Origin of the sequence: Saccharospirillum sp. (assembly GCF_040881935.1) — a bacterium.
GTDB lineage: Bacteria > Pseudomonadota > Gammaproteobacteria > Pseudomonadales > Natronospirillaceae > Saccharospirillum.
The window spans coordinates 14,374-37,583 of the sequence record NZ_JBBECH010000088.1; the positions used below are offsets into that span (position 1 = coordinate 14,374).

Genomic DNA, 23,210 nt, shown 5'->3' on the forward strand with positions numbered 1-23,210 from the left:
TCTATTCTGGGCTCAGGTATCGCGCTGAATCGCGATGTCGGTCAGGCTCAGCAAGGCGGTTTTGTAAATCGAATCACTAAAACCCTCGAGTTGCTTACGCGCCAGTGAGGCGTGTGCCAGCGCCTTGTTGCGCACGTAGTCGATTGAACCACAGCGGTGGATAATGTCGATGATGGCATCGAGATCGTCCAGGCCGCTTTTACGAATTGCCTGGCGAATCAGCCGGGCTTCGTCGGTGCTGGCGTGTTGCATGGCGTGGATTAGGGGCAGAGTGGGTTTGCCTTCTGCCAGGTCGTCGCCAACGTTCTTGCCTAGCTTTTCGGTGTTGCCATCGTAATCCAGCACGTCGTCGATGAGCTGAAACGCCAGACCCAGGTTCAGACCGTAGGCCGCCAGTTTTTCAATATTGGCATCCGGCTGACTATTGATCAGGGCGGCAGTCTCGCTGGAAGCCTGGAACAATATGGCGGTTTTGCCCTTGATCACATCCATATACTGGGCTTCGGTCGCGTCCGGGTTGCGCACGTTCATCAGTTGCATCACTTCGCCTTCGGCGATGGTGCGGGTGGCCACCGCCAGGCGGTTCATCACCGGCATGGCGCCGATATCGACCAGCAGTTCAAACGCTCGGGCGTAGAGGAAGTCGCCGACCAGTACGCTGGGTGCGTTGCCCCAGCGCGCGTTAGCGGTGGGTCGGCCGCGTCGAAGGTCGGATGTGTCGACGACATCGTCGTGTAGGAGGGTGGCGGTATGCAAAAATTCGATGACGGTCGCCAATTGGTAATGCCGGGTCTCAATGCCACCGCTGATGCCAGCAGCCAGCAGCGTCAGCAAGGGACGCAGCCGTTTGCCACCACTGCTGATGATGTAATCGGCAATCTTTTCAACCAGCGGCACCCGGGATTCCAGCTGTGACAGAATGGTCTGGTTGACCGCCTCGAATTCCTGACTGACGGTGGCAAATACAGCTTTTTGATCCATGCGGGGGGTCTTTGTGATGAACGCCAGCGGGCGATGCTAGGTAGCCCCTGCCGTCGTGTCAAGAACCGGGAACCAGGGCGGGTGTTTGAACAATTATGAGGGGTTGCTTCCCGGTGTGGAAATCCGTATTATTGCGCGCCCTGATCGACCTGCTTCATTCCCTGTCATAGGGTGCTCCCAGCGTAGGCGTTGCCTTTAGACACAGGTTAAGTAATGAATCGCTGCAGGTCGGATTGGTTTTAATCATTGGAGAGATACATGTACGCTGTAATCGTAAGTGGTGGCAAGCAGTACCGCGTCAGCGAAGGTGAGACGCTGAAGCTGGAAAAAATTGAAGCCGAGACCGGTGCTAGCATTGATTTTGATAAAATCCTGTTGGTGGTTAACGGTGAGAAAGTGAACATTGGCGCGCCGGTTGTTGCGGGTGCCAAGGTAACCGCCGAGGTGGTTGCTCATGGTCGTCACAAGAAAGTGAAGATCCTGAAGTTCAAACGTCGTAAGCACCACATGAAGCAAATGGGCCACCGTCAGTGGTTCACTGAAGTTAAAATCACTGGTATTTCAGCATAACGGAGAGAAACCATGGCTCACAAGAAAGCAGGTGGTAGTACTCGTAACGGTCGCGATTCCCAGAGCAAACGCCTTGGCGTTAAAGCTTTCGGTGGTCAGGCTGTCACAGCCGGTTCCATCATCATCCGTCAGCGCGGTACCCGTTTTCACGCTGGCACCAACGTTGGTATCGGTAAAGACCACACCCTGTTTGCCAAGGCAGACGGCAAGGTCGAATTTGTTACCAAGGGCGAGCATAGCCGCAAGTTTGTGAACATCGTTGCCTGATTGGCACTTTGACACACTCTAAAAAGCCCTGCCTTGCAGGGCTTTTTTTATGGCTGTTCGAAGGGTGGTACCCTGCACTAAATATGGTGGTTGCCTCGAAAGCCGGCGCTGACTTAGAACTCAAGTTTTGGTGTTCGCCTTGCGAGACAAGCGGCGGGTGCCGGGTATGCTCTTGCGGGGTAGTCCGCAGCATGGATGCTGCGGCCTAGGCTCCATGGATGGATCTACGCCGACCCCGCAAGAGCATACCCGGTAGCCGGTGCGGGCCAATGCCACTTTGGCAACCCGAACTCCGGAACTTTAGTTCTAACCCTTGCTCCAATGTCAGGAGCCTGTGCGATTTGTACAAATGCTATATTGACGCTTTGTGGCAATAGCCGCCGAGCAAACAACCCATTTTTCGGGGCCGGTTCAGGTGAGCTGGCCTTTATTCCCCAGAGGCTGATCAGATGAAGTTCGTAGACGAAGCCACAATTACCGTGGAAGCCGGCAAAGGCGGCAATGGCTGTGTCAGCTTCCGGCGGGAAAAGTATATTGAAAAAGGCGGCCCGGATGGCGGTGATGGCGGTCACGGCGGCAGTGTGTTTGTTCGCGCCGATGAAAACGTGAACACGCTGATCGATTACCGGTTTGTGCGCCGTTACAACGCTGAGACCGGCGAAGGCGGCAAGGGCCGGGATATGACGGGCCACAAGGGTGCCGATGTGACGCTGGTAGTGCCAGTAGGAACCACGCTGATCGATGCCGATACCGAGGAAGTGCTGGCCGATCTGCGCCAGGCGGGCGATACCGTTAAGGTTGCCCAGGGTGGTCATCGCGGCGTTGGTAATACTCGTTTCAAGTCGAGTACCAACCGGGCACCGCGTCAGTTTACCAAAGGCTCACCCGGCGAGAGTCGTAATCTGCGTCTCGAATTGAAGGTGTTGGCGGATGTCGGCTTGCTGGGCTTGCCCAACGCCGGTAAATCGACGCTGATTCGTGCCGTCAGTGCCGCCAAGCCCAAGGTGGCTGATTACCCTTTTACCACCATGGTGCCTAACCTGGGTGTGGTGCGGGTGGATGCGCTGCGCTCCTTTGTGATGGCCGATATTCCAGGGTTGATCGCCGGTGCTTCCGATGGTGCTGGGCTCGGCATTCGGTTTTTGAAGCATCTGGTGCGTACCCGTGTGTTGTTGCACCTGGTCGATATGTACCCGTTCGATGAGTCGACACCGGCCGAGAACGCTGTTGCTATCGTCAATGAACTGGAACAGTTCAGTCCGTCGCTGGCTCAGCGCGAACGTTGGCTGGTGCTGAACAAGATCGATATGGTGCCTGAAAATGAGCGCCAGGCACTGGTGGATTCGGTGGTGTCGGCACTCGACTGGGACGGCCCGGTTTATGTGATTTCCGCTATTTCTGCCGAGGGAACCCAGCCTCTGGTGCGTGATTTAATGAATTGGCTTGAAGAATTCCGCGCGGCATTGGCGGCTGATCCTGATTTGCTGGAGGCGGATACCGAACATCGGGATCAGGTTGAGCGTGAGGCGCGTGAGCGCATCCAGACACTGGCCGAACGTCGGCGCAGCAAGCGCAAGGCTGAACAGGCGGATGACGATGACGATGACTACGACGATGATGATCATGACGTCGAGGTGATCTATACCCCCTGATCCATGTGGTCAGCTTGGTATGTCGCAAGCGAAGTCGGGTCAAGTTAGATTGAAGAAGGATACAGGCGTGTCTGAAGACATGATTAGGCATCCGGCCATTACGGCAGGGCAGCGTTGGGTGGTTAAGATCGGATCGGCTTTACTGACCGATGACGGTCGCGGTCTCGATGTGGTACGCATCCGTCAGTGGGTCGACCAGATGGCGGCGCTGCGGGCCAGCGGTGTGGAGTTAATTCTGGTATCTTCGGGCGCGGTGGCGGCTGGCATGCATCGTCTTGGCTGGAGCGAGCGACCGGAATCGATGGAGTTGTTGCAGGCGGCTGCGGCCGTTGGTCAGACTAAGTTGGTGCAAACCTATGAAGACCTGTTTCATCGCCATCAATTGCATACCGCTCAGATCCTACTGACGCATGAGGACTTGTCTGACCGGCGTCGCTATCTGAACGCGCGCAGTACCTTGCGTGCGCTATTGCCGTTGCCGGTGATCCCCATCGTCAATGAAAACGATACAGTGGTTACGGACGAAATTCGTTTTGGCGACAACGATACCCTTGGCGCTCTGGTAGCGAATCTGGTCGAAGCCGATGCATTGATTTTACTGACCGATCAGGATGGTCTCTATAGCGCGGACCCGAGAAATAACCCGGATGCTCGCCTGATCAGCCAGGCGTCGGCCAGTGACCCGGCATTGCGGCAAATGGCCACTGGAGGCGGGACTTTGGGTCGCGGTGGTATGGTGACCAAGGTACGGGCGGCCAGTCTGGCGTCACGCAGTGGTGCGGTCACGGTGATCGCGGGCGGTCGTAACGAGAATGTGCTGACGCGGTTGCGCCAGGGCGAGATTCTGGGCACTCAGCTAACGCCGGACCTTGAGCCACTGGCAGCGCGCAAGCAGTGGCTGGCCGGTCAGTTGCAAACCCGTGGCGAACTGGTTCTCGATGCTGGCGCGGTGCGGGCACTGACCGAGCAGGGCAAGAGTCTGCTGGCGGTGGGTGTGATCAGCGCCAAAGGAATGTTTCGCCGTGGTGAATGTGTTTCACTGGTGACCGAGCAGGGCGTTGCCGTCGGTCGGGGTCTGGTGAATTATGATCGCGATGATGCTGTTCGCCTGTGCCGCCAGCCTTCCGCCAGGTTTGAGTCTATTCTGGGCTTTGTGGACGAGCCTGAGCTGGTGCACCGGGACAATCTCGTTTTACTGTAAACCAAACACAGTAACGGACTAGGAGAGACTTTACTTGATCGGGGATGACAGCATAACCATAACCGCCTTAAACCGGTGTGGCTGGTGTGGCCAGGACCCGCTGTATCAGGCTTATCACGACGAAGTCTGGGGCCGCCCGGTGGCCGACGGCCAGTCACTGTTCGCCAAGTTGTGCCTCGACGGTCAACAGGCCGGTTTGAGCTGGATCACTATTCTGCGCAAGCAGTCGGGTTATGAAGCGGCGTTCGCCGGGTTTGATCCCGACGCTCTGGTTCACTTTACCGACGCGGATGTCGAGCGCCTGATGGGTGATTCGGGTATTGTCCGCAACCGCCTGAAAATCCAGTCCGTGATTCGCAATGCTCGCGCCTTTGTTGCCATGCGCGATGCCGGTGAAGACTTTGCCCGGTTTCTATGGGGCTTTGTAGGCGATAAGCCGCTGATCAACGACTGGCAGGAGCTGGCGCAAATACCCACCGAAACTGACGAGAGCCGCGCCATGTCGAAAGCCCTAAAGCAACGGGGTTTCAATTTTGTCGGGCCAACTATTTGCTATGCGTTTATGCAGGCAACAGGACTGGTTATGGATCATCTTACCTCTTGTCATTGCTATCAGAGTTGCCGGGATGAAGCGGAATCTTTCCATTTGGGTCATGCCGGTCAATAAGGTGACTTTCGACGGCTGTAACCGGGATCCAGGCGCCTTACACTGGGATGAGTTCAGAACAGATCCGACCTGAACGCCAAACCTTGCCTTTAAAGGCTTTGAATCTGTCATCAAGTGGTGTTTCATGTCTCACAAGCCGCCTTTTTTACCCCCGGCGCTCGGTCTGCTGGTCATGTTGGCCATATTTTCGCTGCATTTCATTAAGCCTCTGATGCTGTTGTTCCCGAATCCGTGGAATTTTATTGGCCTGATTCCAATCATTCTCGGGGCTGGTTTGAATCTGATCGCTGATCGGGAACTGCAGCGCGCGGGAGCCTCGGTCGAATTTGGTGAGGTCCGGGGGCCGCTGGTCGAACGCGGAGTCTATCGGATCAGCCGCAACCCTATGTACCTGGGGCAGCTGATGATCGCGGCTGGCCTGGCAATCTGGGTGGGTACGCTATCGTCATGGGTGGTGCTGCCGGTGTTTGTGATTGCCCTGCAGTGGCTCTTTGTCCGGCCCGAGGAGCAGCGGTTGCAGGAGCAACACGGTCAGGCCTACGCAGCCTATTGCCAGCGGGTGCGCCGCTGGTTGTGACGCCAGTCGACGAGACGGCTGGCGTGTTTTTGGATCATTAACAGGGAGCCTGATATGGGCCAGCGGATGTGGACGCTTTACCAGCGCGTTTTGACAGGCTATACCCTTTGGGTGCTGATCGGGCTGGTGGTGGTCATTGGGCTGCTGGCCACTCAGGCCCGGCATTTCAGTCTCGACGCGTCTGCGGACGCCTTGTTGCTGGAGGATGACCAGGATTTGGCTCTGTTCCGTGAAACTGCGGAACGCTATCAGGCTCAGGATTTCCTGGTAATGACCTATACCCCGCCAACGCATCTGTTTTCTGATGCCTCTCTGGCCGGGCTTGAGACGCTGCGGGACGATTTGCGCCAGATCCGGGGCGTTGATTCTGTTCTGACGGTTCTTGACGTACCGCTGCTGTCGAATCCACCAGTGCCAATGACCGAACTGGTGTCCAATATCAAGACGCTGGAAGACCCGGATACCGACGTCGCGATGGCGCGCACCGAGCTCGCCAATAGCCCACTTTACGTCAATCTGCTGCTCAATCTGGACGAAAACACCACCGCACTGCAAATTAACCTGCCGCGTGATACGACGCGGGATCAGTTGCTGACGTTAGAAGCCTCGCTAACTCAGCAGGCAAGCTCCGGAGACGCCAGTGAGTCGATCGAGGCCGATCTGAAACGCATCGAGGTGATGCTGCAGGAGCAAAGCAATCGTCGGGCCGCGATGGTCCACCAGACGATCGCATCGGTGCGTGAGGTTATGGCGCAGCATCAGGACGATGCCCAATTGTTTCTGGGCGGTGTGCCCATGATCGCGGACGACATCATCACCTTCGTGCGCAACGACCTGATCACCTTTGGGCTGGGCGTGCTGTTTTTGCTGATCGCGACCCTGACGGTGATTTTCCGACAACCGCGCTGGGTGATTATGCCGCTCTTATGCTGTGGTGCCGTGGTGGTAACCATGCTGGGCATCCTGGGTTTGGGTCGCTGGCCGGTGACGGTGATTTCCAGCAATTTTATTTCTCTGTTGCTGATTTTAACGCTGTCGATGTCGATTCACCTCATCGTGCGCTACCGGGAACTGCTGCGCAAACACCACGATTGGGATCAGGCCGAACTGGTGATGACGTCGGTAAAACGCATTGCTGTGCCCTGTCTGTATATGGCGTTAACGACGGGTGTCGCTTTTATGTCACTGTTGTTCAGTGGCATTCGACCGGTCATCAATTTCGGCTGGATGATGTCTCTCGGTATTGCCTGTGCCTTTGTCGTAACGTTTTCTCTGTTTCCAGCACTGCTGTTGCTGGTTGGTAAGGATCAGCGCACGGCGGAAAAAGCTTCCGGCGGTAAAACCACCCGATTGCTGGCGCGTATCACCCTCAAATCCGGCCATGCGGTTCTGGTTGCCAGCCTGGTATTGGCGGCGTTCACCATAGTGGGCATTACCCGCCTGGTGGTGGAGAACAGCTTTATCGACTATTTCGACCAGAGCACGGATATCTACCAGGGCATGACGGTCATCGACGAACGCCTGGGTGGAACCACGCCACTCGAAGTGCTGATCAATTTTGAGGATAGCGCAGCGCCGCGAAGCGCCCGTTCGTCGACGGAGCCTGAACCAGAAGGTTTTGTCGATGAGGGCTTTGTGGATGAAAGCTTTGCCGAAGACGATGGGTTTGTTGAGGAAGGCTTTGGCGGGGGCAGCTCGGTTGGCAGTTTCAGAGATGATTTCGGTGCTGAGGAAGACCCTGAAAAATATTGGTATACCCAGTCTAAAGTAGCGCGCATCAAGGCGATGCATCGCTATCTGGATGCGCAACCCGAAACCGGCAAGGTTTTGTCGCTGGCGACGATGATCGAGATCGCGGAAGGGTTTAACGATGATCAGTCGCTGACGAACGTACAGTTGGCCTTGTTGTATACCGTTATCCCCAGTGAATTTCGCGATTTGGTCATCGACCCCTACGTGTCGGTTGAGCACAACCAGGCGCGACTGAATGTGCGCATTCTGGATTCGATGGACGGCCTCAAACGCAATGCTTTTCTTGAACGTATTGAGCGTGATGCGGTCGAAGAACTGGGGTTTGAACCGGGTCAGGTGCAGCTGACTGGCATGATGGTGCTGTACAACAATATGTTGCAAAGCTTGTTTGGCTCGCAGATTCTGACACTGGGTGTGGTGTTTACAGGCATCTTGCTGATGTTTCTGATTCTGTTCCGCAGCTTCAAGCTCAGCCTGCTGGCGATGGCGCCCAACTTGCTGGCGGCTACTTTTGTGCTGGGCATCATGGGCTGGTTTGGCATTCCGCTGGACATGATGACCATAACCATTGCCAGTATCACCATCGGCATGGCCGTCGACAACACCATTCATTACCTGGTTCGCTACCAGCGCGAATTTGCCAAAGATGGCGACTATGTCAGGGCGTTGGCGCGCAGCCATAACACCATTGGCAAGGCAATGTTCTATACCTCCCTGACCATCATTCTGGGCTTCTCCATCCTGATGATGTCGAATTTCCGGCCCACTCTGTATTTTGGTCTGTTAACGGCATTGGCCATGGCCGTGGCGCTACTCGGATCACTGACCTTGCTACCGCGCCTGATTGTACTGACGCGGCCCTTTGGAACCATTGAAGGTCACCATAAAACCGACGATTAGCGGCTCAGTCGTGCTGCTCGTGAGGATGCGCCAGCCGGGCCGGGTCGAGCAGTGTCTCCAGTTCTTCCCGGCTCAGGTCGGTTTTTTCCTGAGCGACGTCGATGATCGGCCGATTGTCGGCGTAGGCAGTTTTGGCGATTTCCGCCGCTTTCAGGTAGCCCAGCACTGGATTCAGGGCGGTGACCAGGATCGGATTGCGGTGCAGGGGCTCGGCCAGGGCGGTATGATTAACTTTCAGGTCGTCAATCACCTTGTGTGCCAGGTGCTCGCAGCTGCGACTCATCAGCGCGATGCTGTCGAGCAGGTTACGGGCGATCAGCGGCAGGCTGACATTAAGTTGAAAATTCCCCGATTGTGCCCCGAGTGTGATGGCGGTGTCGTGACCAATAACCTGGTAACAGGCCATCAGTACCGCCTCCGGAATCACCGGGTTTACTTTTCCCGGCATGATACTGCTGCCTGGTTGCAAAGCGGGCAGTAGCACCTCGCCCAAGCCCGCCAGCGGGCCACTGTTCATCCAGCGTAGATCGTTGCTGATCTTGATCAGGCTGGTAGCCAGACCTTTGAGCAAACCCGACGCCTCGACGGCAACATCCTGGGTGCTGATGCCGTAGAAGGCATTGTTATGCGGGCAAAAGTCGTTGCCTGTCTGATGGTTCAGATGCCGGCAGGCCGAGTCGGCAAAGCCCCTGGGCGCATTGATGCCGGTGCCAATGGCGGTGCCGCCGAGAGGCAGGGCTTTAAGGCGAGGCAAACACTGGTTGATGCGTCGCTGACAACTGTCCAGCGCTTCGATCCAGGCAGAAAACTCTTGTTGCACCGTCAGCGGCATGGCGTCCATTAAATGGGTTCGGCCGGTTTTAACCACGTCTTTGTGAGTCTCACCCTGTTGGCTCAAGCTGTTTTTCAGCGCGGTAATGGCTGGCAACAAATCCTCTTCCAGGGCCAGGGCGGTGCTGATCTGAATGGCGGCAGGAATGGTGTCGTTACTGCTCTGGCTGGCGTTGACGTCATCGTTAGGGTTGATGTCGAGGCCACTGGCCGCACTGGCCAGGTAGGCGACGACTTCATTGACGTTCATGTTGGTGCTGGTGCCGGACCCGGTCTGGAACACGTCGACCGGGAACTGGTGGTCATTGATGTGTTCGCGTGCGGCCTGACACGCTTTCTGGATGGCAGTGGCTGTGTCACCTCCGATGACCTCCAGTTCGGTATTGGCGGCAGCGGCAGCGGCCTTGATGGCGAGGCAGGCTTCGATAAAGCGAGGCGGCATGACTTCGTCAGACAAGCCAAAGTTGGATAAGGCTCGCGCTGTCTGCGCGCCGTAGAATACGTCGTCAGGAACCGAGAGTTCGCCGAAGCTGTCTTTTTCGATGCGCATGGAGGCATTCCTCATTCAAGTTGCACACACTTTAGTGCTCAGAACAGGGATGTCCAATCCGTCGGACAGGCAAAGCAGAGATGGATAGCGGGTCCCGGATCAGGACCCGCTCGAATCAGTCAGCTTGGGGCAGGCGGTTAACTTCAAAGGCACGAACCCGGCGGTTATCGGCATTCACAACCCGGATCAGTAGCTCGCCCATCGTGATGGATTCATCACGCTGCGGCACCTTACCAAACTGGTGCATGACAATACCGCCAATGGTGTCGAATTCCCCGTCACTTAGCTCGGTTGAAAAATGATCATTGAAATCTTCGATCGGAGTCAGTGCTTGAACCAGAAAGCCGCCATTACCGTTGGGGCGAATGTTGGCATCGACGGTATCGTCGTGTTCGTCTTCAATTTCACCGACGATCTCTTCCAATACATCTTCAATGGTGACCAGGCCAGCGGTCTGACCGTATTCATCAACAACAACGGCCATATGGTTTCGATTGCTGCGGAAGTCTTTGAGCAGCACGTTAAGGCGCTTGCTTTCCGGCACGAAATTGACGTTGCGAATGATGGTGTTCAGTCGCTTTTTCATGTCGTCGAGGTCAAACTGGGTTTGCAGGCCGAGGCCCAGCAGGTCTTTGGCCAGCAACACACCGACCACTTCGTCGGAGTTTTCACCCAAGACGGGAAAGCGCGAGTGACCGGATTCCACAATCAGTGACAGCCAGTGTTGAATACTGTCGTTGGTTTCCAGGCTGACTACCTGGGAACGCGGAATCATGATGTCCCGGACGTGCATGTCCGACACATTCAGGGCGCCTTCGATAATTTTGAAGGCTTCGTTGTCTAGAATGTCGTTTTCCTGAGCACTGTTCAGAATAGTGAGCAAATCGTCGCGATCTTTGGGCTCCCCGGTAAAGGCATCCGACAGGCGTTCCAGCCAGGATTTCCTACCGGGGTTGCTACTCGTGGGTCGTTCGTCGCTCATGCTAGTGCGTGTCCTCTGCTAGTGTGTTCCGGCTCAAATCGTCTTTTATAGGGCGGGTGAGCCGGTCGGCAAGTGGTAGTCGAGCCAGTACGGATCGGCAATGTCGAGCCTGGCCAGAATTTGGCGCTCCAGTGACTCCATGATCTCGGCCTCGGTTGGCTCAATATGGTCGTACCCCAGTAAATGCAAGGTACCATGGACCACCATGTGCGCCCAGTGATCCTGAACCGGCTTGCCCTGTTCGGCCGCTTCGCGGGCGACCACCGGTGCGCAAATAATCAGATCCCCAAGCAGGGCCTGAATTTCCGGGTCGTCAATGCCGGGCGGTGCTTCAAAGGGAAAAGACAGCACATTGGTAGGCGAGTTTTTGCCCCGGTAGTCAAGGTTCAGCTGCTGGCTTTCCGAATCATCCACCAGCCGAATGGTCAGGCAGGCCGTGTCTTTTTGGCCCTGCAGTGCTGTGGCAACCCACAGCAGCAGATGATCGGAGTCGGGCAGGTCCGCTGCTCCGGATGCGATCTGAACATCCAGATCAACGTCGGGCAGCAATTCCGGGTTGGCATTCATGGTGGCGGTCAGTCGTCTCCGTGCGCGTCGTAGGCATCGACGATGCGCTGTACCAGGGGGTGACGAACAATGTCTTTGGAGCCGAACTGGGTCACGCTGATGTCGTTGACATCCTCGAGCACCTTCAGCGCATGCGCCAGGCCAGACTGATTACCGCGCGGCAGGTCGACCTGAGTCGGGTCGCCGTTGATGACGGCCGTCGAACCAAAGCCGATGCGGGTCAGGAACATTTTCATCTGTTCTTTGGTGGTGTTCTGGCTCTCGTCCAGAATAATAAACGCATTGCTCAGCGTTCGACCTCGCATGTAAGCCAGCGGTGCCACTTCAATCACATTGCGTTCGATTAAACGGTCGACTTTCTCCAGGCCCAGCATTTCATAGAGTGCGTCGTAGAGCGGGCGCAAATAAGGGTCTACTTTTTGGCTAAGATCACCGGGCAGGAAACCCAGTTTTTCGCCCGCTTCCACCGCCGGCCGAACCAGAATAATGCGTTTGACCTGGTCTTTTTGCAGAGCATGCACCGCACAGGCAACCGCCAAAAAGGTTTTGCCAGTACCGGCCGGGCCAACGCCAAAATTGATGTCGTGGGTCAGTACACTATGCACATAGGCGCGCTGGTTGGGGCCGCGCGGCTTAACCACCGACTTGGGCGTATGCAACACATAGAGTTTGTGCTCATGCAGCTGGGAACCATCGAGCTCGCTAAATGTTTCCACTTCAGATTGCTGCAAATAGAGGTTAACCGTATCTGGCAGCAAATCCTTGCCACCCTTGGTCTCCCGATATAACCGCTTGATGATGTCTTCGGCCGCCGCGACGCTGCCGCCATCACCGGCCAGTTCAAACCGATTGCCGCGGTTATTGACGCGAATGTCTAGGCGATCTTCAATCTGCCGGAGGTTGTCGTTGGCCAGACCACACAGGCTGGCCAGTCGCTGGGGATTATCGGGTTGCAGCTCAAAGTGCCGCAAATCGGAAGCTGTTGTCACAGCCTCAAGATTGGACGGGGTAGTCAAAGTGTTCTGGTTCCTCTCACGTTGTACTGTAAACAGCAGATAAGCTAAGAATACGCCGCATCCCTGCCATGTCAAAAAGTCGATTACCGTGGTAACTAATTGTTACTCAGCCACCGTTTTACTGGTTGATTTTACCTTTGTGCCGAAATCCGTGTCGGCCGACCCCTGATAGGCCAACCCGGTGCCCGACACGGACTCTTGCCTCAAGTTAGGCTCAACCTCCGATTCAACCACCGACCTTCAATATGCCAGGTCAGTATTAATAACCTCACCGCGCAAGCTGTTGGCAAAGGCCTCGGTAATACGGACCTGTACGAACTTTCCGATCAATTCGTCGTCATCGTGTTCAAAAAAGGTTGGACGGTTGTTTTCTGTGCGGCCCTGCAGCTCGGCCGGGTTGCGCTTGGAGCGCTCGCTGACCAGTATGGTTTGGGTGCTGCCGACCATGCGACGGCTGATCTGGGCCGCTTGCTGGATGATTCTGTCTTGCAGAATCGCCAGGCGTTGTTTTTTGGTAGCCTCGGGCGTTGTGTCTTCCAGGGTGGCTGCTGGTGTGCCGGGTCTTGGGCTATAAACAAAGCTGAAACTGTGGTCGAAGCCAATGGTTTGAATCAGGTTCATGGTGGCTTCGAAGTCGGCCTCGGTTTCACCCGGGAAGCCAATGATGAAGTCGGACGAGAAGCTGATGTCGGGGCGGTTCACCCGAATGCGCTCCATCTTCTCGGCGTATTCAGCTGCGGTGTGGCCGCGCTTCATGGCGCTCAGAATGGCATCTGAGCCGCTTTGTACCGGCAGGTGCAAGTGGCTGACCAGTTCAGGAATATCCAGGTAGGCGTCGACCAGAGAGTCGGTGAATTCCACTGGGTGGCTGGTGGTGAACCGAATACGGTCGATGCCGTCGATGCGTGCCGCCAGGGTGATCAGTTCGGCTAGATCGGCCTCGCCGCCGTCGTGGCGCGGGCCCCGGTAGGCATTGACGTTTTGACCGAGAAAATTGATCTCCCGCACACCCTGTTCTGACAGTTGGACGACTTCGGTAATGACATCGTCAAACGGACGGCTGACTTCTTCGCCCCGGGTGTAGGGCACCACGCAGAAAGTGCAGTATTTGGAGCAGCCTTCCATGACTGATACAAACGCCGATACACCATCACTTTTTGGCGCGGGCAGGTGGTCGAATTTCTCGATTTCCGGAAAGGTCACGTCGACCATAGCAATGCGGTTGCCTGCAGCGTTGGCGATCTGGCCTGTAGACGCATCCAGCATCTGTGGTAGACGATGCAGGGTCTGGGGGCCAAAAATCATATCAACATAGGGCGCACGATCGGATATCGCCTGACCTTCCTGGGACGCGACACAGCCGCCGACACCGATTTTCAGGTGCGGGTTCTTGGCCTTCAGCTTCTTCCAGCGGCCCAGTTGGTGGAACACCTTATCTTGCGCTTTCTCGCGGATTGAACAGGTGTTCAGCAGCAACACGTCCGCTTCATCGGCGTTGTCGGTCAGGGTGTAACCGTGGCTGTCGCCCAACAGGTCGGCCATGCGAGACGAATCATATTCGTTCATCTGGCAGCCGTGTGTTTTGATAAAGAGTTTCTTGGTCATGAGCCTGCAGTTATATTCAACAAGAGCGTTTCACGTACCGACGCTCGAAAGGGGCGCAGATTATACGCATAACAGGGTCCCGACCCAACCATTTGGCGCGCAGAATTTAGGCCGTTGATCGCAGTGTGTTCCTGACTATTGAATACGGCTCGGTCGGAGCCCATATTAGGGAACCATTGAGGTGGCGGGCGTTGGTGTCTCGCTGCTGTGAAACACAGGCTTCAGTCAGGATGTTACCCGACAATGAAACAACCCAAGGCCATTTACAGAGTGTCCTTTATCAATCAGGACAAGGTGTACGAAGTGTATTGTGAACAGGTCTATCAGAGCGACTTGTACGGTTTTATTGAAATCGAGGAGCTGATTTTCGGTGAGCGCAGTCAGTTGCTGGTCGATCCGGGTGAAGAGCGGTTGAAAAAAGAGTTCAGTGGCGTAAAACGCAGTTTCATTCCCATGCACTCTATTACCCGGATTGACGAGGTAGAGCAGGAAGGTGTCGCCAAAATCAGTGACAGTAAGGGTGGTCCGGTGATTGCTTTTCCGGCGTCTGGTCCGTCAAAACAGCGCTAGAGAAGCTCTGGCGCTGTTTTTTGTGGTATTTACACGACAACGACATGGGTTTTCACTGGCTGCCAGGGTCAATAAGGCTATACTTTAGCTCATCACCCAAGGTGATAGCGCCGATTAAGGTTGGCAAATACACCCGATATGAGGGGTAAATGATGACCGTACTGTTGTTGACAATGTTGCTAGGGGCTGTTGCCTGGCGGATATATAGCCAAGGTGCGGCGGTAAAGCCGGAACGTATCCGGGTGAAAGACGACATTATCCGCTCCAAACGGTAGCACTTAATGCGTCAAGCCTAAATACAGAGGCCCCGGGACTGGGCCTCGAAGTCACTTTTTCTCTGCTGCACCACTTCTTATTGCGTAACCTTCTGCAACACTCGAGTCTCACCGAGGGGTGACCTGCATGGTTTTAACATGGTGTCGGTGCCAGATCTGTGTTGCTGACAAGACCACCAATGCTGGCAGGGTGGCATACAACAACACTTCCCAGCTAAATTGAAACAGCAGCCATCCCGCCCCGAGCGTCGCCAGAGCCTGGGCGCCAAACACCAGAAATTCATTAACAGCCTGCACCCTGAATCGTTCCGAATCCTGATAGGCGCGGGGCAGCAGTGTGGTGCCCGACACAAACAGGAAATTCCAGCCAACACCCAGAAGAATCAGACTGGTGCTGTAGTGGCTAATACCCCGACCACTGAGGCCGGCAATAATCATCAGCGCATAAATAAGCAGCCCCAGCATCAGTAAGCGTTCAGGACCGAAGCGCTTGATCAACCAACTGGTTGCCAGTGAGGGCAGAAACATGGCCAGAATGTGCGCCTGTATCACCGTTTTGGTGGCTTGCAGGCTGTGCTGATCCATATCGTGCATGCTCAGTGGTGCTGCCGTCATCACCAGCGTCATGACACTGTAGGAAACCGCTCCGGCCAGCAAGGCCAGCCACAAGACGGGTTGTTGCAGCAGCGCGCCCCAGGGCCTGCCAACCGATTGTTTGACCGGTGCCTGATAGGGCAGATCCTTAAATGCTAAAAGGATCAGGAGGGTGACCCCGAGCAGCACCCCAGCCAGCAGCAGGAACGCGCCAGCATAAGGAGCGCCTAGCAGGGATTCACCCAGTGCACCGAGCTCAGGACCGACGAGCGCAGCGAAAATCCCACCCAACAGCAACCAGGAAACCGCTTGGCCCTGATCTTCGGGCGCAACGCGTTCCATGGCGGCAAACCGGAATTGATTAACAAACGCCATGTTGAAACCCAGCCCGGCGGTGGCAACCAGCAGTAAGGCGAAGCTGTGACTGTAAATAGCCAAAATGGCGAGGCCGCAAGCGACGATTGACACCAGGTTGCCGATTAGAAAACCCACCTTACGCCCCAGGCGCTGCATGATCATAGCCGTCGGAAAGGTGCTGAGGGCGGTCGCGACCACCAAAACTGAGAGTGGTAGCGTGGCTAACTGTGGATTGGGCGCCAGCTGGGTGCCGATCAGGCCGCCAATCAGAATAACCATGGGCGGAGCACACATCGACAACGCTTGCATGGCGATCAGCGTCCACAGGGCGGGGCTTGGTTTGTTCATGACTGTTTACTCTTTCCGTTTAAATTGTCGACAAGGTATAAACCTTCCAGTGGGTGGACGGTGAAGTGATCCAATGGCGGGCACTGCCTCGAACCGTCCTTGAGCGTGGATAGCATTGGTTGAAAAACAATCAGAGCACCCTATACTCACGCGGCTTTTAATTCATCAACAGTATTAAGAATAGTGGAAACGACTATGTGGATTCCAAGGAAATGGGTTGTGGCTTTGCTGCTACTGGTATTGCCGGTGGCCTTGGCCTGGGCCGAAGCGCCCGGACAACTGGAAAAGTTGGAGTTAGAATTGCCTGATATGGCAAGTATTGACGACGTTGCGACCAAAAAACAGGTTTTTTTTGAATTTCTGAACCCGATCATTCAGCGCGTTAATCAGCGCATTGTTGCCGAGAGGATCTGGTTGTTGCAGATGCAGACCGACCTGGCCCAGGGCGAGATTGCGGCGCCATGGCAGGCATCTTACCTGGCCCAGCTGGGGCGTGACTACGAGGTGGAAGAAACGCCTGGCAGCGATGCTTATTTCGAGCTGATGCTTAACCGCGTTGATATTATTCCGGCGTCACTGGTGCTCGCTCAGGCGGCCAACGAAAGTGCCTGGGGCACCAGCCGATTTGCAATGGAAGGCAATAACCTCTTTGGACAGTGGTGTTTCGCAGAAGGCTGTGGCCTGGTGCCTGCCGGACGTCCTGAAGGTGAGAACTATGAAGTCAAGGTATTCAGCGATGTTGCTGAGTCGGTGGCGGCCTATTTTCAGAACGTGAATACCCACCCGCCCTATCGGGAATTGCGCAACATTCGTTCAGAATTGCGTTACCTTGGCGAACCGGTCTCTGCATTGATGTTGGTATGGGGGCTGGAGGGCTATTCCATTCGCGGTGAAGAGTACATTCGCGAGTTGACGGAAATGATTACTCACAATGAACTGACTGAGTACGACCAACGCCCTTTTTACGCAGCAAACTAGTATGAACCCAGGGGTGATGATTCAGAAGTGTCCTTGCCTTTGGGGTGCGAAAGCCTTAAAACAGGCGACTGTTTCGTAGCCCTAGGAATCTCATGTTTTCTGGAATTGTGCAAAACCGGGCCCCGGTAACCATCGAGGCCCGTCTCTCCCAGTTGTGGACCCTATCGGTGCCGTTGAATGCCAAACAAGGTGAAGGTCTGTCGATTGGCGCCAGTATTGCGCTGAATGGGGCTTGTCTGACGGTGACCCGGCTGGAACAGGGTCGGGCCTATTTTGATGTGATGATGGAAACCCTGAGAGTCACCAATCTGGCGGATCTCTCCGATGGCGAGCTGGTCAACGTTGAACGCGCGGCTCGTTTCGGAGATGACATCGGTGGTCACGTCATGTCCGGTCATGTTCACCACTGCCTTCCGGTTGTTGATATTGAACGCCCGGAAAATAACTGCATTATCTGGTTTGGCATCACCGCTGAGCAGCGTCGTTATTTGTTTCCCAAAGGCTATGTGGGATTGAATGGCTGTAGCCTGACCATTGGTGAGGTTCGGGACGACCGATTCAACGTGTTTCTGATACCCGAGACCCTCGCTGTCACCACCTTTGGTGAAGCCCAGGTCGGGGACCGCGTGAATGTGGAATTCGATGCCCATACCCAGGCGATTGTCGACACCCTGGCGCGAATGAAAGTGGCGGGTCAGCTGTGATTTACGAGCCGGTAACCCGTGAGGATTGTATTTGGCAGTGTCTGTCCTTTGAGAAGCTCGACGCACGCACGCTGTATGACGTGTTGGCACTGCGTGCAGCCGTGTTTGTGGTTGAACAGAACTGTCCCTATCAGGATGCGGATGGACTTGATGATCAGGCCTGGCATCTGCTTGGCTACCGAGCTGGTCAATTGGTGGCTGTGGCCCGGTTGTTGCCGCCCGGTGTAGCAGGGGAATGGCCTGCGATAGGCCGGGTGGTTACGCGCGCCAACGCCCGAGGCAAGGGCCTTGGCCGGGAGCTGATGCGTGAAGCGGTGAACGCCCTGGCTGTTCTGTTTCCCGGCTCAGGTATGGCGCTTGGGGCTCAGGCACACCTGGTCAAATTTTATCAGTCATTTGGTTTCGAAGCGGTTGGCGAGATCTATCTCGAAGACGACATTGAGCATCAATGGATGCAGCGTGCACCCGAGCAGGTCTGACTCCGAGTCTTTGATGATAATAAAAAATGCCAGAACAGGGCCGGTTATGACGATTGATCATTTAATTCTTGCACTGAAACACCGTTTTCCCGAATCGCGTCTGACGACTGATCCGATGCGGTGTTTTGCCCTGGGTACCGATGCCAGCTTCTACCGCCTGACCCCTAAATTGGTGGTTGCCGTTGAGACTGAAGCCGAATTGAGCTTTCTGCTGATACAGGCCCAACTGTGTCAGGTGCCGGTCACCTTTCGTGCGGCCGGTACCAGCTTGTCCGGCCAGGCGGTCACCGATTCGGTATTGGTGGTACTGACTGATGAATGGCGCGGCTGTCGTATTGATCCGTTGGGGGAGCGGGTGCACCTGCAGCCGAATCTGATTGGTGCCGATATCAACCAGCGCCTCAAACCTTTTGGTCGTAAAATAGGCCCGGACCCGGCCTCGATTGGCAGTTGCAAGGTGGGGGGCATTGTTGCCAACAATGCCAGTGGCATGTGCTGTGGCACTCGCCACAACAGCTATCACACTTTGGCTGGCATGCGCATTGTACTGGCCGATGGCAGTATTATTGATAGCCGTGACCCGGTCAGCATCGCCGAGTTTCGCTCCACGCATGAGTGTTTTCTGGATAAATTGTCGGAACTGTCTGTTGATCTCAAAGCGAACACAGCGCTGGCCGAACGGGTTCGCCACAAATATCGGTTGAAAAACACCACGGGCTACGGTCTGAATGCCTTGCTCGACTTTGATGACCCGATCAACATGCTGACTCATCTGATGGTGGGGTCTGAAGGCACGCTGGGTTTCATCAGTGAAGTCAGTTTGAATACAGTGCCGGACTGGCCGCATCGGGCTTCCATAATGGTCGGGTTTGATGATCTTGATCTGTGTGCCCGGGCGGTAACCGCCCTGCGGTCTTGCCCTGTAGATGCGGTCGAACTGCTCGACCGGCGCGCCATTGAGTCGGTGGCCCATATGCCCGGACTGCCGGATTTCGCCCGTCAGATACCCCCTGAAGGCGGGGTGCTGCTGGTGGACGTTCGTGCCGAAATGGCTGATGCGTTGACGGGACACTGTGATCAGGTTATGGCGACTCTGGATCACTTTACGGAGGGCTGGCGCAGTACCGGATTTACCCGCGATAGTCTGCGCATCGCCCAATACTGGAATCTGCGCAAAGGAACCTTTCCCGCCGTTGGTGCGGTGCGCGCTACCGGTACCACCGTTATTATTGAAGATGTGGCCTTTCCGGTTGAGCGGCTGGCTGAAGGTGTTGCTGCCCTGCAGGCTCTGTTTGATCGTCATGGTTATACCGAGGCGATCATTTTTGGCCATGCGCTGGAGGGCAATCTGCATTTTGTGTTCACCCAGAGCTTTGAGGAAGCCACTGAGGTCGCCCGTTACGACGCCTTTATGCAGGATATCGCCGAGGTTGTGGCTGGCACCTTGGGTGGATCTTTGAAAGCCGAACACGGTACCGGACGCAATATGGCGCCCTTTGTGGTTAAAGAGTGGGGTGCAGACGCCTATGGCCTCATGAAACGGATCAAGCAGGTGTTTGATCCGGCCGGAATTCTCAATCCCGGCGTCATTCTCAACGACGACCCCAAGGCTCATATTCAGCATTTAAAAGCTCTGCCTGCTGCCGATCCAATCATCGATACCTGCATTGAGTGTGGCTTTTGCGAGCCGGTATGTCCGTCCCGGGATCTGACGCTGACACCGCGTCAGCGCATCACCCTGTACCGGGAACTGCAGCGCCAGAGCCGGAATGAGGGGGTTAACCCTGCATGGCAGAAGGCCTTTAATTACCAGGGTATCGATACTTGCGCGGCGACCGGACTGTGTGAAGTGCGCTGTCCGGTGGGCATCAATACCGGCGAACTGGTGCTGAGTCTGCGCAAACGCAACAATCATCGTTTTGATCGTCTGGCCCGTTTTTTGAGTCGGCACTTTGCGACGCTGGCAACATTGGTACGGGGTGGGTTATGGACTGCCCAGGGCATGCAGCGGGTGGCAGGTGCCCAGAGGCTCGAGCGGTATTCGGCGGCGATTCGGCGGCTCAGTGGTGGACGTACGCCGCTGTGGCCGGCGACAACACCGGGTGCTGCCAGGCCCGTCTATGCGCCCACCCGTCAGTCCCGGCCGGCCGATTTGGATACCGTGGTGTACTGGGCCGCTTGCGTAACCCAGGTCATGGGCCCGGCACTGGGAGACGGACGCCAGCCGGTACCGGCCGCCGCCCTGAGTGTGTTGCGCAAGGCGGGTCTGGCGGTGGTGGTGCCGCAGCCAACCCGTGGTCTGTGCTGTGGCCAGCCGTTTCATTCCAAAGGGCATGTTGAGGTTGCCGAGCAACAGCGCCGGGAACTGGTCGATGAGCTGTGGGAAGTGTCCAGTGGCGGTCGATTTCCGGTTTTGGCGGATACCAGCCCCTGCAGTTTGCGGGTAAGGACCCAGGCTGAAGCACGTGGCATTCAGTTTTATGACAGTGTCGATTTTATTGACCGGTTTTTACTGGACCGGCTGGCTATCCAGCCCGAGCCAGGGCGGGTTGCCGTGCACACGACCTGCAGCGTGCAGAAACAGGGGATAGAAGCCAGCTTTCAGCGGGTGTTGAATGCCGTTGTACCACAGTGGGTGCAGCCCGAGGGAATGGCCTGTTGCGGCTTTGCCGGTGACAAGGGCTTCTCGCAACCGGAGCTGAATGCCTCGTCCCTGCGTCATCTGGCCGGATCGGTGGGTGATTGTCTCTATGGCATTTCTACCAGCCGGACCTGCGAAATCGGGCTGAGCCAGCACAGTGGTCTGACCTATTTCTCGCTGTTTGAGGTGCTGGACCGGCAATCGGTTCATCCGGATTAAAAACAAACAACCCCGGCAAGGCCGGGGCTATTGGGGGGATATCTATTCCTGCGGATCAGGCTTTCAGGAACGGGTTCAACAGCCAGCCAAGCGCACCGGTTAACTTGACCGGGGCCGTCACAACCGAGAGCATCAGGCAGTCTTCATGGGCGTCTGCTCGTGGTGAGTGAGTGTCACTTGGCGTTCGCACAATGAAATCACCCACGCCATAAGAGCCCAGTTGGTCGGAAAAACCGCCTTCGAGCACGACACTGATTTCATCGCCGCGGTGGTAGTGGTTGGGCACCCGGCCACCGGCTTTCATGTGGTGCAAACCAATGATCATGCCGCTTTCGTCGGTCATCAGGTGACTGACGCGCAGATTCTTCATCGGCTGGCGCCAATTCAGCTCGTCCAATGATTCAGGCAGTAGGGTGGCCAGAGCTTTGGGGAACCGGCTACTGACCGGTTTTACCATCGGTTCAGCCGCAGGTTCGTGCTGAATGCGTTGCATCAACAGGTCAAAGGCGGAATCGGCTACGGGTACGGCCGCCTGTTGTTCGAACAGGACTGCGGAGGTGCTCTCCAGTTCGCTCAATGCTACGCGGCACTGGGCGCAGTAATGCAGGTGTACGGAGATCGCCACACTCATGCCGGTGTGGCAGGTACCGGCTGCAAATTCCACAAGTTGATCGGTTTGCGGGTGCCACTGACTCATAGATCGAGTGCCTCTAACGAAAGTTTCATCTTCTTCATGGCCAGGCGGACCCGGCTCTTGACGGTACCCAGAGGCAGCTTCATTTCATCGGCAACCTCCTGGTGGCTCTTGTCTTCCAGAAAAACCTTGGCCATGACCTGGCGCTGATCAACCGGAAGATCGTAAAGACCCGCCTTTACCTTATCCTGAATGCGTGACTGGCGAACCTCGCCGAACAGTTCCGTGTCGGATTCCAGATCCCAGATCGCATCGGCGGAGACATCGGCCCGGTATTTATTCAACCGGCGCAGCATGTCGATGCGCTGGTTACGGGCAATGGTAAAGATCCAGGTTGACGGTGCCGCCTTGCGCCGGTCGTAGGACGCTGATTTGCGCCAGATGGAGAGCATAACGTCCTGGACCAGTTCCTCAGGGAGATGATCGCCCTGGCTGTGTAAACCAGAGGACAAGGCGAAGGCTTTAATCAGGGGTGCAAAATGTTTGAACAGAGCCTCGAAGGCTTTGGTGTCCTGCCGCCGGGCCACGGCCTCAAGCAGATTGGCCCACTCGTCGGCGGTTTGGCTCGTCTGTGTCATAGTGCGTGCTTTTTTCGATGAGAGTATCGAGATTACATTGGCCGCTGACATTTTTAAACCTGTACATGGGGTCTCAGGTCAATCTACGCCAGCGGGTTGCATCCGGATCACGGTGGATGATTATTTTTCGGCCAGGGTCTCTTTAACCCAGCGCAATAGCCCCTTACTGTTCTTACCGCCACGAATGGGTGCTGCCGGGTCGTCCGGTTGTTCTTTGCGCGCGGCGCGCACCAGCGACCGGAACGGCTGCCGGTCGGTATCCGGGTAGGTTTCGAACCAGACGCTCTCGGCGCTGTCGTCGCGAATCAGGCGCTCACGCCAAGCTTCAGCCTGCTGTAAATCGCGCTTGTAGATGTCGCTGCTGGGGTCGAGCCGGTCGATCGCCTCGCGAATGGCATCGACGTCGTTGTCACGCATCAGCTTGCCAATCAGTTGCAGGTGCCGGCGACGGGCCTCACGTTGGGTGATCCGTTTGCTTTCCTCCAGCGCCTGAGCCAGCCGCTCGGTAATGGGGATGGTGACCAGTTGGTCGGGGCGCAGCGTGAGCAAACGCTCACCCAGAGCCTGCCAGCGATGCATCTCCCGCTTCATTTCGGATTTGCTGACCAGTTCGTATTCGGTGTTGTCGTCTTCAGGGTGCGTCATGAGCGCTCTA

22 protein-coding genes are annotated in these 23,210 nt (G+C 56.0%); 12 read left to right on the top strand and 10 right to left on the bottom strand.

Annotated elements, in window-relative coordinates; all coding sequences use genetic code 11:
- Positions 1 to 12: 12 nt before the first annotated feature.
- Positions 13 to 981 carry a polyprenyl synthetase family protein gene (locus WEB54_RS16260; RefSeq protein ID WP_368056720.1) on the bottom strand — a complete coding sequence of 323 codons (969 nt, stop codon included), beginning with the start codon at positions 979 to 981 and terminating at the stop codon, positions 13 to 15.
- A gap of 258 nt (positions 982 to 1,239) precedes the next feature.
- Here WEB54_RS16260 and rplU point away from each other — a divergent pair, with 258 nt between their 5' ends.
- The 7 genes from rplU to WEB54_RS16295 all read left to right on the top strand — a co-directional run bounded on the left by rplU (position 1,240) and on the right by WEB54_RS16295 (position 8,567).
- On the top strand, positions 1,240 to 1,551 hold the full coding sequence (gene rplU / locus WEB54_RS16265) for a 50S ribosomal protein L21 (RefSeq protein ID WP_213679241.1): 312 nt from the start codon (positions 1,240 to 1,242) through the stop codon (positions 1,549 to 1,551).
- 12 nt (positions 1,552 to 1,563) lie between these two features.
- The gene (rpmA, locus tag WEB54_RS16270) at positions 1,564 to 1,818 is read left to right on the top strand and encodes a 50S ribosomal protein L27 (RefSeq protein WP_368056041.1); all 255 of its coding nucleotides are present in this window, start codon (positions 1,564 to 1,566) and stop codon (positions 1,816 to 1,818) included.
- 449 nt (positions 1,819 to 2,267) lie between these two features.
- Complete coding sequence (cgtA, locus tag WEB54_RS16275) at positions 2,268 to 3,470, top strand: Obg family GTPase CgtA (protein WP_368055278.1); 1,203 nt, start codon at positions 2,268 to 2,270, stop codon at positions 3,468 to 3,470.
- 79 nt (positions 3,471 to 3,549) lie between these two features.
- Positions 3,550 to 4,671, top strand: coding sequence for a glutamate 5-kinase (gene proB / locus WEB54_RS16280; RefSeq protein WP_368055282.1), 1,122 nt, complete (start codon positions 3,550 to 3,552; stop codon positions 4,669 to 4,671).
- 34 nt (positions 4,672 to 4,705) lie between these two features.
- Entirely contained in the window at positions 4,706 to 5,338 is a 633-nt protein-coding gene (locus WEB54_RS16285) for a DNA-3-methyladenine glycosylase I (protein ID WP_368056721.1), read from the top strand.
- Between the two features lie 124 nt (positions 5,339 to 5,462).
- Positions 5,463 to 5,915, top strand: coding sequence for an isoprenylcysteine carboxylmethyltransferase family protein (locus WEB54_RS16290; RefSeq protein WP_368056722.1), 453 nt, complete (start codon positions 5,463 to 5,465; stop codon positions 5,913 to 5,915).
- A gap of 54 nt (positions 5,916 to 5,969) precedes the next feature.
- Positions 5,970 to 8,567 carry an RND family transporter gene (locus tag WEB54_RS16295; RefSeq protein WP_368056723.1) on the top strand — a complete coding sequence of 866 codons (2,598 nt, stop codon included), beginning with the start codon at positions 5,970 to 5,972 and terminating at the stop codon, positions 8,565 to 8,567.
- A gap of 4 nt (positions 8,568 to 8,571) precedes the next feature.
- Here the strand turns inward: WEB54_RS16295 and WEB54_RS16300 are convergent, their stop codons facing one another.
- From WEB54_RS16300 to miaB, 5 genes are all read right to left on the bottom strand, one after another.
- Positions 8,572 to 9,948 (bottom strand): class II fumarate hydratase, encoded by a 1,377-nt coding sequence (locus WEB54_RS16300; protein WP_368056724.1) that lies wholly within the window; start codon positions 9,946 to 9,948, stop codon positions 8,572 to 8,574.
- A 115-nt stretch (positions 9,949 to 10,063) separates the two neighbouring features.
- On the bottom strand, positions 10,064 to 10,930 hold the full coding sequence (locus tag WEB54_RS16305; RefSeq protein WP_368053636.1) for an HlyC/CorC family transporter: 867 nt from the start codon (positions 10,928 to 10,930) through the stop codon (positions 10,064 to 10,066).
- Between the two features lie 45 nt (positions 10,931 to 10,975).
- Positions 10,976 to 11,497 (bottom strand): rRNA maturation RNase YbeY, encoded by a 522-nt coding sequence (gene ybeY, locus WEB54_RS16310; protein WP_368053638.1) that lies wholly within the window; start codon positions 11,495 to 11,497, stop codon positions 10,976 to 10,978.
- An 8-nt stretch (positions 11,498 to 11,505) separates the two neighbouring features.
- On the bottom strand, positions 11,506 to 12,513 hold the full coding sequence (locus WEB54_RS16315) for a PhoH family protein (RefSeq protein ID WP_368053640.1): 1,008 nt from the start codon (positions 12,511 to 12,513) through the stop codon (positions 11,506 to 11,508).
- Positions 12,514 to 12,753: 240 nt separating this feature from the next.
- On the bottom strand, positions 12,754 to 14,118 hold the full coding sequence (gene miaB / locus WEB54_RS16320; protein WP_368054188.1) for a tRNA (N6-isopentenyl adenosine(37)-C2)-methylthiotransferase MiaB: 1,365 nt from the start codon (positions 14,116 to 14,118) through the stop codon (positions 12,754 to 12,756).
- Positions 14,119 to 14,361: 243 nt separating this feature from the next.
- Here miaB and WEB54_RS16325 point away from each other — a divergent pair, with 243 nt between their 5' ends.
- Positions 14,362 to 14,688 (top strand): DUF1820 family protein, encoded by a 327-nt coding sequence (locus tag WEB54_RS16325; RefSeq protein WP_368054186.1) that lies wholly within the window; start codon positions 14,362 to 14,364, stop codon positions 14,686 to 14,688.
- A 383-nt stretch (positions 14,689 to 15,071) separates the two neighbouring features.
- Here WEB54_RS16325 and WEB54_RS16330 read toward each other — a convergent pair whose 3' ends face one another.
- Positions 15,072 to 16,262 (bottom strand): MFS transporter, encoded by a 1,191-nt coding sequence (locus tag WEB54_RS16330; protein WP_368056725.1) that lies wholly within the window; start codon positions 16,260 to 16,262, stop codon positions 15,072 to 15,074.
- 219 nt (positions 16,263 to 16,481) lie between these two features.
- On the opposite strand from WEB54_RS16330, the gene WEB54_RS16335 reads away from it, so the two are divergent.
- The 4 genes from WEB54_RS16335 (at position 16,482) to WEB54_RS16350 (ending at position 21,283) form a co-directional block, all read left to right on the top strand.
- Positions 16,482 to 17,240: a glucosaminidase domain-containing protein gene (locus WEB54_RS16335; RefSeq protein ID WP_368054182.1), complete on the top strand. Its 759-nt coding sequence runs from the start codon at positions 16,482 to 16,484 to the stop codon at positions 17,238 to 17,240.
- Positions 17,241 to 17,332: 92 nt separating this feature from the next.
- Complete coding sequence (locus WEB54_RS16340) at positions 17,333 to 17,944, top strand: riboflavin synthase subunit alpha (RefSeq protein ID WP_368054180.1); 612 nt, start codon at positions 17,333 to 17,335, stop codon at positions 17,942 to 17,944.
- A complete protein-coding gene (locus WEB54_RS16345) occupies positions 17,941 to 18,423 on the top strand; it encodes a GNAT family N-acetyltransferase (RefSeq protein WP_368056726.1) in 483 nt (160 codons plus the stop codon). Before WEB54_RS16340 ends, WEB54_RS16345 begins: the two co-directional genes overlap by 4 nt.
- A 46-nt stretch (positions 18,424 to 18,469) precedes the next feature.
- Positions 18,470 to 21,283 (top strand): FAD-binding and (Fe-S)-binding domain-containing protein, encoded by a 2,814-nt coding sequence (locus WEB54_RS16350; protein ID WP_368056727.1) that lies wholly within the window; start codon positions 18,470 to 18,472, stop codon positions 21,281 to 21,283.
- A gap of 55 nt (positions 21,284 to 21,338) precedes the next feature.
- On the opposite strand, the gene WEB54_RS16355 is transcribed toward WEB54_RS16350, so the two are convergent.
- The 3 genes from WEB54_RS16355 to yjgA form a co-directional block, all read right to left on the bottom strand.
- Positions 21,339 to 21,980, bottom strand: coding sequence for a ChrR family anti-sigma-E factor (locus WEB54_RS16355; RefSeq protein WP_368054174.1), 642 nt, complete (start codon positions 21,978 to 21,980; stop codon positions 21,339 to 21,341).
- Positions 21,977 to 22,555: a sigma-70 family RNA polymerase sigma factor gene (locus WEB54_RS16360; protein ID WP_368054172.1), complete on the bottom strand. Its 579-nt coding sequence runs from the start codon at positions 22,553 to 22,555 to the stop codon at positions 21,977 to 21,979. Before WEB54_RS16360 ends, WEB54_RS16355 begins: the two co-directional genes overlap by 4 nt.
- Before the next feature lie 120 nt (positions 22,556 to 22,675).
- Positions 22,676 to 23,200: a ribosome biogenesis factor YjgA gene (gene yjgA / locus WEB54_RS16365; RefSeq protein WP_368056728.1), complete on the bottom strand. Its 525-nt coding sequence runs from the start codon at positions 23,198 to 23,200 to the stop codon at positions 22,676 to 22,678.
- Positions 23,201 to 23,210: the final 10 nt, after the last annotated feature.

Bases quoted from the DNA above. Each gene is read 5' to 3' on its own strand.
- WEB54_RS16300 (WP_368056724.1), bottom strand. From the start codon at position 9,948: ATGCGCATCGAAAAAGACAGCTTCGGCGAACTCTCGGTTCCTGACGAC.
- WEB54_RS16305 (WP_368053636.1), bottom strand. From the start codon at position 10,930: ATGAGCGACGAACGACCCACGAGTAGCAACCCCGGTAGGAAATCCTGG.
- cgtA (WP_368055278.1), top strand. From the start codon at position 2,268: ATGAAGTTCGTAGACGAAGCCACAATTACCGTGGAAGCCGGCAAAGGC.
- WEB54_RS16260 (WP_368056720.1), bottom strand. From the start codon at position 981: ATGGATCAAAAAGCTGTATTTGCCACCGTCAGTCAGGAATTCGAGGCG.
- WEB54_RS16350 (WP_368056727.1), top strand. From the start codon at position 18,470: ATGACGATTGATCATTTAATTCTTGCACTGAAACACCGTTTTCCCGAA.
- rplU (WP_213679241.1), top strand. From the start codon at position 1,240: ATGTACGCTGTAATCGTAAGTGGTGGCAAGCAGTACCGCGTCAGCGAA.
- miaB (WP_368054188.1), bottom strand. From the start codon at position 14,118: ATGACCAAGAAACTCTTTATCAAAACACACGGCTGCCAGATGAACGAA.
- ybeY (WP_368053638.1), bottom strand. From the start codon at position 11,497: ATGAATGCCAACCCGGAATTGCTGCCCGACGTTGATCTGGATGTTCAG.
- rpmA (WP_368056041.1), top strand. From the start codon at position 1,564: ATGGCTCACAAGAAAGCAGGTGGTAGTACTCGTAACGGTCGCGATTCC.
- WEB54_RS16355 (WP_368054174.1), bottom strand. From the start codon at position 21,980: ATGAGTCAGTGGCACCCGCAAACCGATCAACTTGTGGAATTTGCAGCC.
- WEB54_RS16360 (WP_368054172.1), bottom strand. From the start codon at position 22,555: ATGACACAGACGAGCCAAACCGCCGACGAGTGGGCCAATCTGCTTGAG.
- yjgA (WP_368056728.1), bottom strand. From the start codon at position 23,200: ATGACGCACCCTGAAGACGACAACACCGAATACGAACTGGTCAGCAAA.
- proB (WP_368055282.1), top strand. From the start codon at position 3,550: ATGATTAGGCATCCGGCCATTACGGCAGGGCAGCGTTGGGTGGTTAAG.
- WEB54_RS16340 (WP_368054180.1), top strand. From the start codon at position 17,333: ATGTTTTCTGGAATTGTGCAAAACCGGGCCCCGGTAACCATCGAGGCC.
- WEB54_RS16330 (WP_368056725.1), bottom strand. From the start codon at position 16,262: ATGAACAAACCAAGCCCCGCCCTGTGGACGCTGATCGCCATGCAAGCG.
- WEB54_RS16290 (WP_368056722.1), top strand. From the start codon at position 5,463: ATGTCTCACAAGCCGCCTTTTTTACCCCCGGCGCTCGGTCTGCTGGTC.
- WEB54_RS16325 (WP_368054186.1), top strand. From the start codon at position 14,362: ATGAAACAACCCAAGGCCATTTACAGAGTGTCCTTTATCAATCAGGAC.
- WEB54_RS16295 (WP_368056723.1), top strand. From the start codon at position 5,970: ATGGGCCAGCGGATGTGGACGCTTTACCAGCGCGTTTTGACAGGCTAT.